At 71.0% G+C, this 11961-nt stretch carries 13 protein-coding genes; 10 read left to right on the forward strand and 3 right to left on the reverse strand.

Annotated elements, in window-relative coordinates; genetic code table 11:
* Positions 1-25: 25 nt before the first annotated feature.
* Complete coding sequence (locus DEI81_RS14785) at positions 26-580, forward strand: hypothetical protein (protein ID WP_146242934.1); 555 nt, start codon at positions 26-28, stop codon at positions 578-580.
* A 68-nt stretch (positions 581-648) separates the two neighbouring features.
* Here the strand turns inward: DEI81_RS14785 and DEI81_RS14790 are convergent, their stop codons facing one another.
* Complete coding sequence (locus tag DEI81_RS14790; RefSeq protein ID WP_111011499.1) at positions 649-891, reverse strand: DUF6458 family protein; 243 nt, start codon at positions 889-891, stop codon at positions 649-651.
* A 210-nt stretch (positions 892-1101) separates the two neighbouring features.
* Between DEI81_RS14790 and DEI81_RS14795 the strand changes: the two genes are divergently transcribed.
* From DEI81_RS14795 to DEI81_RS14810, 4 genes are read left to right on the forward strand one after another with little or no spacing between them, the layout of a single operon-like run.
* Positions 1102-2577, forward strand: a complete 1476-nt coding sequence (locus DEI81_RS14795; protein ID WP_258368776.1) for an NAD(P)/FAD-dependent oxidoreductase — start codon at positions 1102-1104, stop codon at positions 2575-2577.
* Between the two features lie 13 nt (positions 2578-2590).
* Positions 2591-3055: an SRPBCC family protein gene (locus DEI81_RS14800; protein WP_111011501.1), complete on the forward strand. Its 465-nt coding sequence runs from the start codon at positions 2591-2593 to the stop codon at positions 3053-3055.
* A gap of 53 nt (positions 3056-3108) precedes the next feature.
* A complete protein-coding gene (locus tag DEI81_RS16330) occupies positions 3109-3894 on the forward strand; it encodes a helix-turn-helix transcriptional regulator (protein WP_181435445.1) in 786 nt (261 codons plus the stop codon).
* On the forward strand, positions 3891-4601 hold the full coding sequence (locus DEI81_RS14810; protein ID WP_111011502.1) for a GAF and ANTAR domain-containing protein: 711 nt from the start codon (positions 3891-3893) through the stop codon (positions 4599-4601). Before DEI81_RS16330 ends, DEI81_RS14810 begins: the two co-directional genes overlap by 4 nt.
* 90 nt (positions 4602-4691) lie before the next feature.
* Here the strand turns inward: DEI81_RS14810 and DEI81_RS14815 are convergent, their stop codons facing one another.
* Entirely contained in the window at positions 4692-5510 is an 819-nt protein-coding gene (locus DEI81_RS14815) for a shikimate 5-dehydrogenase (RefSeq protein ID WP_111011503.1), read from the reverse strand.
* Positions 5511-5552: 42 nt separating this feature from the next.
* A complete protein-coding gene (locus DEI81_RS14820; RefSeq protein WP_181435446.1) occupies positions 5553-6044 on the reverse strand; it encodes a GNAT family N-acetyltransferase in 492 nt (163 codons plus the stop codon).
* A 159-nt stretch (positions 6045-6203) separates the two neighbouring features.
* Between DEI81_RS14820 and DEI81_RS14825 the strand changes: the two genes are divergently transcribed.
* The 5 genes from DEI81_RS14825 to DEI81_RS14845 form a co-directional block, all read left to right on the forward strand.
* The gene (locus DEI81_RS14825) at positions 6204-7754 is read left to right on the forward strand and encodes an ABC transporter substrate-binding protein (protein ID WP_111011505.1); all 1551 of its coding nucleotides are present in this window, start codon (positions 6204-6206) and stop codon (positions 7752-7754) included.
* Positions 7755-7852: 98 nt separating this feature from the next.
* Positions 7853-8812 carry an ABC transporter permease gene (locus tag DEI81_RS14830; protein WP_111011506.1) on the forward strand — a complete coding sequence of 320 codons (960 nt, stop codon included), beginning with the start codon at positions 7853-7855 and terminating at the stop codon, positions 8810-8812.
* Positions 8809-9693, forward strand: a complete 885-nt coding sequence (locus DEI81_RS14835; RefSeq protein WP_111011507.1) for an ABC transporter permease — start codon at positions 8809-8811, stop codon at positions 9691-9693. The genes DEI81_RS14830 and DEI81_RS14835 overlap by 4 nt, the downstream gene beginning before the upstream one ends.
* A 1-nt stretch (position 9694) precedes the next feature.
* Positions 9695-10750: an ABC transporter ATP-binding protein gene (locus DEI81_RS14840; protein WP_111011508.1), complete on the forward strand. Its 1056-nt coding sequence runs from the start codon at positions 9695-9697 to the stop codon at positions 10748-10750.
* Positions 10747-11961 (forward strand): ABC transporter ATP-binding protein (locus DEI81_RS14845; RefSeq protein ID WP_111011509.1); only part of this gene is annotated, 1215 nt, incomplete at its 3' end. The genes DEI81_RS14840 and DEI81_RS14845, both read left to right, overlap by 4 nt.

Raw genomic sequence — 11961 nt, forward strand, 5'->3', positions numbered from 1 at the left:
CGGGAAGCGACCGAAGCACGAGGACGTGCGTGAACGGCCGGTCGACCCCGACGAGCTGCGCCGGTCGGTCGACGAGGGCATGCTCATCGCCCGGTCCGCGATCGTCATCGCCGTCGCGAACCGCATCATCCTCAGCGCACTGCAGCAACACGAGTCGTTCGACGCCCGCGTGGTCGCCGAGGCCGCGCGCGAGGAACTCCGTCGGTTCGCCGCGGAGCAGCGCGAGGACGCCGAGCGGATGCGCGAGATCCGAGCGGTCGCGCAGAACGCGCGGGGGCGGTCCCGCCACCAACACGACTACAAGCGCGGGGACGACCTGAAACTCCGCACACGCGAGGCGACCTACACCGAGCTGGCGGAGCGGCTCGAGGCGAGCAGCGAGGATCCGTCCTTCGTGGACGCCATCGTCATCGCCGCGCGGCAGCGGGCCTGGGACGACATCGGTTCGACCGTCGTCGGGCGGCTCGGATGGGCGGCGGGTCCTGCTGACGACTACGAGGTCGGGCTCGAGGACCGCCTGCAGGAGCTGGCGGCGGACATCGACGCGCTCCGGCCCGGACACCCGCCCGCGTCCGACTGACCGGGCCCGGGCCGATCCGGCGGCGCGGTTCGACGGCGGACCGCTGCCGCGCTTCCGGGGCCCCGGCGTCAGGCCCGGTAGTCGTCCCGGCGCTCGATGCGGTTGCCGTCGGCGTCGTAGCCGGTGCGGGTCGTCGAGGTCGAGCTCGATCCGCGCAGGCCGACGACCAGACTGATCACGAGCAGGATCACGCCGGCCACCATGAGGATGTAACCGATCATGCTCAGGTTGAACCAGGCGACCTGCACGTTGACGGCGAACGCGAGGATCGCGCCGATCACGAGCAGTGCGATGGCGGTGCCGATGCGCATGGGGTGCTCTGCCTTCCTCGAGGGACGCCGACGGTTCCGTCCGGCTCCCGGGACGCTACACCGATGGCTCCCGTGCCGCCCGCGACCGGCAGGGCCGGCCGACCAGACATCGAGTCGACGCGGGTCGAGTCGACGCAGTTCGACCTGTGGAGGGGGACGCCATCCACGACGTCACGTCGCTGTGGGCGCGCGACGAGCCGGACCCGTAGCGTGGGGGTCCAGACGAAGGGAGCGCTCGTGGTCGATGCGGTCGTGGTCGGTGCCGGACCGAACGGGCTGGCCGCAGCCGTGACCCTCGCGCGCGCCGGACTCGCCGTCACCGTGTACGAGCGGAACGACACGATCGGCGGGGGTGCGCGGACCAAGGAGCTCACCGAGCCGGGGTTCCTCCACGACGTCTGCTCGGCCGTGCACCCGATGGCGCTCCAGTCCGAGTTCTTCCGTCGATTCGGCATGGAGGACCGGATCGAGCTCCGCCTGCCCGAGGTCCAGTTCGGACATCCCCTCGACGCCGGTCGTGCCGGGCTCGCGTACCGGGACATCGACCGGACGGCTGACGGACTCGGGATCGACGGCCGCGCGTACCGCGACCTCATGGGTCCGCTCGCGCGTCACGCCGACGAGGTCTCCGACTTCGCGACGAACGCGCTGCTGCACGTGCCGCGCCACCCGGTGACGGTCCTGCGCTTCGGGCTGCGTGCCCTCGAGCAGGGCACCGCACTGTGGAACCGCCGGTTCCAGGACATCGTGGCGCCCGCGATGATCACCGGCGTCGCCTCGCACTCGATCCAGCGGATGCCGTCGCTCGCCACGGCCGCGGCCGCGTTGTCGCTCGGTGTCTACGCGCACGCCAGGGGGTGGCCGGTACCGATCGGGGGGAGCCAGGCGATCGTGGACGCGCTGGCGGCCGACCTCGTCGCGCATGGCGGGACGATCGAGGTCGACACCGAGGTCCAGCGCATCGAGGACCTCCCCGACGCCCGCGCGGTGCTGTTCGACACGAGCGCGCAGGGCATGCGTCGGATCGCCGGGTCGCGCCTCCCGTCCTCCTACCAGCGAGCGCTGCGGCGCTTCCGGTTCGGCAACGCGGCCGCCAAGGTCGACTTCGCACTGTCCGACCCCGTGCCGTGGACGAACCCCGGCCTCCGGAAGGCGGGCACCGTCCACATCGGCGGAACCCGCGCCGAGATCGCCGCCGCCGAGCGCGCGGTGTCCCAAGGCCGCCGCCACGACCACCCGTACGTGCTCGGGTCGGAACCGACGGTGGTCGACCCGAGTCGCGCGCCCGAGGGCAAGCACGTGTTCTGGGCCTACGCGCACGTGCCGGCGGGTTCCCAGCACGACGAGACCGAGGCCATCATCCGGCAGATCGAGCGCTTCGCCCCGGGGTTCCGGGACACGATCATCGCCAGCTCCAGCCGGACGGCGGTCGAGATGGAGCAGTACAACCCGAACTACGTCGGCGGCGACATCGCCGCGGGTGCGGCCACCTTCGGGCAACTCGTCCGGCGCCCCACGCTGTCGCCCGATCCCTGGCGCACACCGGCCGACGGCGTGTACCTGTGTTCCGAGTCCGCCGCTCCCGGTCCCGGCGTCCACGGCATGGCCGGCTGGCACGCCGCACGGAGCGCCCTGCGGCACACGTTCCACCTGTCCGAGGACGTCGATCTGTCCCCTCGGCCCTGAGAAGGAGGTCCCCATGGCCCGCAACGTCCGAGTCTTCGAATGCCCGCCGGAGGCCGTGTTCGACGTGTTCCGCGACGGCTGGTTGTTCCCCGTCTGGGTGGTGGGGGCCTCCCGGATGCGTGCGCTCGACCGCAGCTGGCCGGCGGAGGGTGCCCGGATCCACCACTCGTTCGGCTCCTGGCCGTTCCTCATCGACGACACGACGTCCATGCTCGAGTGGGATCCGCCGTACCGCATGCGCATCCAGGCGCGCGGTTGGCCGCTCGGGGAGGCCCAGGTCGAGTTGACCGTCGAACCGCACCGCCGCGGGTGCAAGGTGACGATCCGCGAGAACCCGAGCAAGGGTCCCGGCACCCTCGTACCGGGCTTCGTGATGCAGCCGATGCTGTTCCTCCGGAACATCGAGACCCTGCGTCGGCTCGGTCTCGTGGCGGTCGGCCGATGGGCGCTTCGGACCGGCGCTGAGCCCGGGGCCTGAGTGCGGCGGTCAACCCGAGTGTCCGCACCGGACGCACGCAATACGGTTGCACGATGGGGTCGAACAGCGAGGATCTCGGATCGGGATCCGGTTCGGTCGTGCTGTCGCGCCCGGTCCGTGCAGCGATCCGGTTCATCCGCGAGAACGCGCGCTCGCACATCCGCCTGCAGGACATCGCCGCAGCGTCGGTCCTGACCCCGCGCGGCCTGCAGGCAGCGTTCCAGCGCGAGGTCGACGTGTCGCCGATGGAGTACCTGCGCAGCGTCCGGCTCGAGGGCGTGCACCGTGACCTCCGGAACGCCGAGCCGGGTCAGCGGTTGACCGTCGCCGAGGTCGCCCGGCGCTGGCGGTTCAGCAACGTGGGCCGCATGGCGACCGCGTACCGCTCGGTGTACGGCATCGCGCCGAGCACGACGCTCCGCTTCCTGTCCGGCGAGGACATGGACGGCCGTACCGCTCCCGTGGACGTGGCCGGTGTCGCGCGTGAGGACCGGCCCCATTTCCGTCTCGTGCTCGACTGCGAGGTCGAGATCGACGACGCCGACGTGATGCGCGCCAGCATCGACGAACAGGTCGACCAGGGCCAGCGCGCATGGCCGGGCTACCGGCCCTCGGGCGGCGTCGACGACCTGGTCGCGTTCGTGCTCGGCCGTGCGCTCCGCCGAGCGGCCTCCGACGTCGAGGGCATCACGTTACGTTCCGTGAACCCCATGGTCCGTGTTCCCGACCCGCAGGGTGACTACCCGTCGGCGGAGCTCCCCTCGTGGGCCGGCGCGGCTCCCGACGAGCACCTCGACGGCGACCACGAGGCGAGCGACCCGCTGGAGGAGACCGCATGAGTGGCGAGTTCGAGCGAACCCTCAGCGCACTCCGGTCCGGGCGTGTACGGGACGCGGACCTCAGCGTCCCGTTCGTGCGGCTGCTCCCCGTCCGAGGGTGCTCCGTCTCGTCGTTCGGGGTCCCGTTCGGCAACGAGACCATCTCGGCGTCGGACATCACGGCGTCCCGGATCGACGAGATCCAGTTCGACCTGCACGAGGGCCCCTGCTGGGAGGCGATCCGGCGTGCGCAGCCGGTCCTCGAGGACGACTTCCGACACCGCGCCTCGCGGTCGTGGCCCGCGTTCACCGAAGCAGTCGGGCACGAGGCCGTCGGCGCGCTGTTCGCGTTCCCCGTCATGTTCGGACCGCTCCGACTCGGTGCGGTGGACCTGTACGCGCCGGAGCCGACCCCCCTCGAGCCGGAGCAGGTCGAGCAGGCGAGCCTGCTCTCCACCGCGGTGGGCCGGCGGATCCTCCAGCGGTCCATCGCGTCGATCGGCGTCGGCGGGGCGGTGCTCGACCGCACGCCGTCCTCGCGCCGGATGGTCCACCAGGCGACGGGCGTCGTGCTGGCGCAGCTCGACATCACCGCGGAGGACGCCTACCTGCTCCTCCAGGGGCACGCCTTCGCGCGACGCCGACCGACGCGCGAGATCGCCGAGGACGTCCTCAGCGGGAAACTCCGCTTCGAGCGCCGCGGCGGACTCATCGAGGAGTCGGAGTGAACCCGGATCAGCGCCGGGGCGTGGCGGACTCCGCGCGGCACCGCGCGGTGGCGTCGCCCCGCGTCCGCTGGGACGGGCTTCCGCCGGCGGTCACTCCGCGCGGCTGAAGGCCGACGCGCGCGCCACCTGGTCCGCGGTCAAGGCGACGCCCGTGTACCGCTCGAACTGCCGGGCGGCCTGGAGCGCGATCACCTCGGCGCCCGTGATGAGGTGCCTCCCGGCGACACGGGCGGCGGCGACGAGTGGTGTCTCCGCCGGGAAGGCCACGACGTCGACCACCGTGTGCGCGTCGGCGATGCGCTCCTCGGGGAACGCGAGCTCGCCGGCGGCGTCGCCGTGCATGCCGATCGGCGTGACGTTCACGAGGACGTCGGCGTGTCCGGCCCCGGCGCCGTCGGCGAGCCATCGGTAGCCGTACCGCTCCGCCAGTGCGGTGCCCGTGTCCCGGTTCCGTGCCACGACGGTGAGGTCGTCGAACCCCCTGCCGCGGAACGCCGCGACGACCGCCTTCGCCATCCCACCGGACCCGCGGAGCAGGACCGAGGAGCGGGGGTCCACGCCGTGGTCGGCGAGCAGGGCGGCGACCGCCTCGTAGTCGGTGTTCGACGCCGTCAGCACGCCGTCGTCGTTGACGACGGTGTTGACGGAGTCGATCGCGGCCGCGGACGGTTCGAGCGTGTCGACGAGCGGGATGATCGCCTCCTTGTACGGCATGGACACCGAGCACCCGCGGATGCCGAGCGCGCGGATGCCGCGGACCGCGCCCTCGAGATCGGTGGTCGTGAACGCCTTGTACACGAAGTCGAGGCCGAGCTCGTCGTAGAGGAAGTTGTGGAAGCGGGTCCCGATGTTGCTCGGGCGACCGGCGAGCGACATGCACACCTGCATGTCCTTGTGGAGGATCGGCATGGTCCCAGCATGCCCGGCGCGGAACGAGGGGGCGGGGACCGGTCAGGAAGCCAGGGTGCGGGCCACGCGCAGGTACTCCGGGTGCTCCGGATCGCGCTCGGTGGGGCGGAAGCCGACGCGCGCGTAGGCCCGCAGCGCGGGTTCGTTGCCCGGGACGACGAACAGGGCGACCTCCTCCATGCCGATCGACCGGGCCGCGTCGAGGGCGAGCTCGAGCATCGGGGTCGACAGGCCCCGGCCGCGCTGCCCGGGTGCCAGGGCGATCCGAGCCAGGCGCCCCGTGGTCGGGGTGACGAGCGCGGTCTCGACGTGGCCGAGCACGGCGTCGGGGGCCTCGACGGCGGTGACGGTCCATGCCCGGCGACTCGGATCGTCGATCGAGGCGAGGAGCGCGGCCGCGGTGTACGGCCAGGGCGCACCCGTCCCGGCGAACGCGGAGGCCTGCTCCGGGGTCGTGAACCAGGTCACGACGACGGCGGCGTCGGCGGGCGTGAACGGGCGGAGCGCGAGGACGGGTTGCGGCGGTGCGGTCATCTCGGACATCGTCTTACAAACGTAACAAATCGGAAAAGAACTGCCCTTACTGTAATCATCACTACGGATCGCGCCGCCTCCGGACGGCACCGGTCCTCCCCGCACCGCTCCCGAGTCCGAAGACCGGCGTCGTCCGACGTCGGGGAAGTGAAGAGGCACATGAAGCAACGCACCCGCGTCGCGGTCGCCGCCGTCGCCGCCGCAGCGGCGGTCGTCGTCGCCGTCGGCACCGGCGGCGCCACCGCGTCCGCAGCCACCACGAAGGGCGGCACGCTGACGATCGCCCGGTCCGCCGACATCATCTCGATGGACAACACGACCACGTTCGACAACAACTCCATCCACGTGCAGCAGCAGATCATGGAGCCGCTGTTCAACGTCAGCGCGAACGGCAAGAAGCTCACCCCGTGGCTCGCCAAGAGCTACTCGATCTCGTCGGACAAGCTCGACTACACGATCCACCTCCGCAAGGGCGTCGAGTTCTCGAACGGTGACCCGGTCACGGCCAAGGACGTCAAGTTCTCGCTCGACGCGGACACCGCCACGGGCTCGAGCGGCTGGGGGTACATCAACGCCGCGATCGACAACGTCACGGCCGTCGACGACGCGACCATCGACATCCACCTCAAGCACGCATGGGCCCCGCTCATCGCCGACCTCTCGCTGTTCAGCAACGCGATCGTCCCCGACAACTACGGCGGCGAGACGAAGGAGCAGTTCTACACGCACCCGGTCGGCACCGGCCCGTACAAGTGGAGCTCGTGGAAGAAGGGCCAGTCGCTGACCCTCGTCAAGAACACGCACTACTGGCAGAAGGGCAAGCCGCACCTGAACAAGATCGTGTTCACGGTGGTCCCCGACGCGAACACCCGGAAGCTCCAGCTCCAGGGCGGTCAGATCGACGTCGACGACACGCCGGACTGGTCGAGCCTGTCCTCGCTCGCGAGCGCGTCGGGCGTGGCCGCCAAGACCTTCAAGTCGACGCAGATCGACTACATCGCCTTCAATCAGAAGCGCAAGCCGTTCGACGACGTGCACGTCCGCCGTGCCATCGCGTACGCCATCGACCGCAAGGCCATGGTCAAGGCGATCCTGTTCGGGCACGGGTCGGTCGCGAACTCGCTGCTCTCCCCGGGGACGCCGTACTACGACAAGAACGCCCACGGCCCGACGTACAACGTGAAGAAGGCCAAGGCCGAGCTCAAGCAGTCGTCGCAGCCGAGTGGCTTCACGACGACGCTGCTCATCCGCTCCGGTGACCCGAACGAGACGTCGATCGCGCAGATCATGCAGTCCGAGCTCAAGAAGATCGGCATCACCATGAAGATCAAGCAGCTCGACCCGACCGCGAACAAGCAGGCTCGGCTCGCGGGCGACTTCGACATGGCGTGGTCCGCGTGGACGATGGACATCCCGGACCCCGACGAGTGGACCTCGTTCGCGGTCGACCCCAACGGTGGCTCGAACTCGGCGTTCACGAACTACGACAACGCCGCGGTGGTCAAGCTCAACAGCCAGGCCCAGCAGTCGGTCGTGTCGAGCAAGCGCAAGGCGCTGTACGCCCAGCTGCAGCAGCAGACCGGCGACGACGCGTTCCTCGCGTACCTGTACTACTCGCCGTACGTCTACGGGATCTCGGACAAGGTGTCCGGATTCCACGTGACGCCCCTCGGGAACTTCCAGCTCGAGAACGTCAAGAAGCAGTCCTGACGGACTGACCGGCGGGAGGGCCGGGTCGTCTCGACCCGGCCCTCCCAGTCGGGGCCCACCGGCCCCCATCCACACCCGCCCCCTGCGGAAGGCACCCCATGCTCCACCGCCTGCGCTTCATCCCCGGACGCCTCATCCAGGCGATCCCGGTCGCGTTCGGCGTGACGATCATCGTCTTCTTCCTGTCGCACCTCCTGCCCGGGAACGCCGCACTGGCGCTCCTCGGCGAGCGCGCGACGAAGGCGAGCGTCGCCGCCCTGACCCAGCAGCTCGGCCTCGACCAGCCGCTGTGGAAGCAGTACTTCCTGTTCCTCGGGCAGATCCTGCACGGGAACCTCGGCTCGAGCCTCACCTACCAGCTCCCCGTCACGCAGCTCGTCATGCAGGCCGTGCCCGTGACGCTCTCGCTGCTCGGCCTCGCACTCCTCATGGCGCTCGCGATCAGCATCCCGCTCGCGTCGCTGGCGGCCTCGCGGCCCAACGGCGGCCGTGACCTCGCCGCCCGCGCGGTCACCCTGCTCGGGCAGGGCATGCCGCAGTTCTGGGTCGGCATCATGCTCATCCTGCTGCTCGCGGTCGACGTCAAGGCGTTCCCGGTGGGTGGCTACGGCAACGGCGCCGGCGGTCACCTGTACTCCCTGTTCCTCCCCGCGCTGACGCTCGCGATCGCGATGTCACCGACGATCATCCGGAGCCTCCGCTCGTCGATGATCGGCGTGCTCGAGTCGGAGTACGTCGGCACCGCCAAGTCGAAGGGCGCGTACGGGGTCCCGCTCTTCCGCGACCACGTGATCCGCAACGCGGCGATCCCGACGGTGTCGATCATCGGCGTCAACCTCGGGTACCTCGTCGGCGGATCGCTCGTCATCGAGAAGGTGTTCGCGCTCCCCGGCCTCGGGTCGCTCATGGTGAACGCGATCTTCGCCCGTGACTTCCCGACGATCCAGGGCGTCACGCTCTTCGTCGCCATCTTCGTCGTCGTGGTCGGGATCCTGACCGACGTCGTCTACACGATGCTCGACCCCCGGGTCGACCTGGCCGGAGGGAACGCCGCATGACCACCCCCACGGCGACGTTGGTCGGCTTCAAGAACCGGCGCCGCGCCTCCCGGACACGCTCGCTCAAGGCCTGGTACCGGAACGGCTCGCTCATGGCGGGCATCGTCATCGTCGGGCTGCTCGTGGTGGTGGCGGTCGCCGCGCCCGTCATCGCGCCCTACGACCCCGTCAAGCAGCACCTGGAGGCGGCGCTCGAGTCGCCGAGTTCGGCGCACTGGCTCGGGACCGACAAGTACGGCCGTGACGTCCTGTCCCGCCTCATCTGGGGCGCGCGGGTCGACCTGCGGGTCGGGTTCCTCGCGGTGCTCATCCCGTTCGTCGTCGGCAGCGTCGTCGGCGCGATCGCCGGGTACGTGGGCGGCATCGTCGACACGATCCTCATGCGCATCGTCGACGTGTTCTTCGCGTTCCCCTTCTACGTCATGGTCATCGTGCTGGTGTTCGTCCTCGGGGCGGGCGAGGCGAGCATCTACCTGGCGATCGCCGCCGTGTCGTGGGTGTCCTACGCCAAGATCGTCCGCGGCGAGGTCCTGGTGGCCAAGCAGCAGGACTACGTCGTCGCGGCGCGACTCGGGGGCATGTCCCACGTGCGGCTGCTCGTCCGGCACATCGCCCCGAACGTCATGACGCAGGCGATCATCTACGCGATGAGCGACATCGTCATGGACATCATGGCGATCGTCACGCTCGGGTACCTCGGCCTCGGCATCGAACCGCCGACCGCCGAGTGGGGCTCGATGATCGTCGACGGCCAGGAGTTCATCACGACCCAGTGGCAGCAGACGACGATCCCCGGGCTCGTCGTGGTCGTCACGAGCCTCGGCCTGTCCTGGCTCGGCGACGGCATCAGCGACCTGCTCAGCCCGGACCGGAGGCGTTGACATGGAGGGACGACGCGACATGCCGACGACGGCCACGACCGCGGCGACGACCGCGAGCGCCACGACGACCGCACCGCTGCTCGAGGTCGAGGGCCTCACCATCGGCATCCGACGCCGGGGCCGCCCCGACGTCCGGATCGTCGAGGACCTGGGGTTCAGCATCGCCGAGGGCGAGCGGTTCGGGATCGTCGGCGAGTCCGGCTCGGGCAAGTCCCTGACGCTCCGGGCGATCGCGGGGCTGCTGCCGAAGGGCGTCACGGTCCTCTCGGGTGCGATCCGCTACCGCGGGCGGGACCTCGCGGGCCTCGGCGCGAAGGAACGGCGCCGCCTCATGGGCCCCGAGATCGCCATGGTGTTCCAGGAGCCGATGACCGCGCTCAACCCGGTGCTCCGCGTGGGCGACCAGATCGCCGAGGGGCCGCGTCGGTACCTCGGGCTCTCGCGCGCCGCGGCGCACGACCTGGCCGTCGAGATGATGCGCCGGACGGGCATCCCGGATCCCGAGCGCCGCGCCGCGGCCTACCCGCACGAGCTGTCGGGCGGGCTCCGGCAGCGCGTCATGATCGCGATGGCGCTGTCGTGCTCACCGAAGCTCGTGCTCTGCGACGAGCCGACCACCGCGCTCGACGTGACGGTCCAGCACCAGGTGCTCCAGCTGCTCGAGGAGCTCTGCGACGCCACGGGTGCCGCGCTCGCGTTCGTCACGCACGACCTCGCCGTCGTCAACCAGACGTGCAGCCGGGTCGCGGTGATGTACGCCGGCCACCGGGTGGAGACGGGCCCGGTCAAGGCCGTCTTCGCCGACCCGCGGCACCCGTACACGAAGGGTCTGCTCGACTCGGCGCCGGACTTCGACGACCCCGACCGAGCACTCGTGCCGATCCCCGGGTTCCCGCCGAACCTGGCCGCCCGGCCGTCCGGCTGCCCGTTCGCACCGCGCTGCCCGTTCGTCGTCGAGGCGTGCACGACCGCCATGCCGCCGCAGGAGGACGTCGGGCCCGGCCGCACCGCCGCCTGCATCCGCACGCACGAGGTGTTCGAGGGAGTCCCCGCATGACCACGATCGCACCCACGGCGCCCGACACCGGCGCCGTCCTCAGCGCCACGGGCGTCACGAAGCGGTACGCCCTGCCCGTGACCGTCGTCGACCGCGTCCGACGCACCGAGCGTCCGGCGCTCAAGGCCCTCGACGGCATCGACCTCGACCTCCGGCGCGGCGAGGTCCTCGCGCTCGTCGGCGAGTCCGGATCGGGCAAGTCGACGCTCGCCAAGATCCTCGTCGGCAGCGTCACCGCGACGACGGGTCGGGTCGACGCCGACGGTGCCCCGCTGCCGGTCCACCGCGACCGCGAGGCCTCACGCCGCATCCAGATGGTGTTCCAGGACCCGTACTCGTCGCTCAACCCGCGGATGAGCGTCGGCTCGATGCTCCGCGAGCTCCTGCTCCTGCACCGCATCGTGCCGCGGAACGAGGTGCGGGCCGAGAGCATCCGGGTCCTCGGGCTCGTCGGCCTGGACGAGGACGCGCTCGACGCCTACCCGAGCCAGTTCTCGGGCGGCCAGCGGCAGCGCATCGCGATCGCCCGCGCCATCGCCGTGCGGCCGGACGTGCTCATCGCCGACGAGCCGGTGTCAGCGCTCGACGTGTCGGTGCAGGCGACGATCCTCGAACTGTTCGCCCGCCTCCAGCGCGAGCTCGGCCTGAGCATCCTGTTCGTCGCCCACAACCTCGCGGTCGTGCAGCACCTGAGCCAGCGCGTCGCGGTCATGTACCTCGGCCGCATCGTCGAGGTCGCCGACACCGCCGAGCTGTTCCGGAACCCCCGGCACCCGTACACGCGGGCGCTCATCGACTCGATCCCGCGCATGGGCACCGAGGACGCCATGAGCCGCCTCGCGCTGCAGGGCGACCCGCCCAGCCCGTTCGACGTCCCGAGCGGCTGCCGGTTCCACCCCCGCTGCCCGTACGCGGTCGACGCCTGCCGCACCGTCGACCCCGCGCTCGAGCCGGTGCCGGTCGTCATCGGCGCACGTCCGACGTCCGCCGGCGGCCTGCCGGGAGGCGACGGAACGTCCGCCGCGCACGTCGCCGCCTGCATCCGGTCGGCCGAGCTCGGCGACGTCGACCCGCTCCGCGAACCGGCGATCGAACTCGACGACCCCGCACTCACGGAACCCGAGGTCCTGCTCGATCCCGACGCGCTCGTCGAGGGCGATCCCGTCGACCGCCCCCAGACGGCCACCCCGGCCCACCCCGCCCAGCACCAC

It is taken from the genome of Curtobacterium sp. MCBD17_013, assembly GCF_003234565.1.
Lineage (GTDB): Bacteria > Actinomycetota > Actinomycetes > Actinomycetales > Microbacteriaceae > Curtobacterium.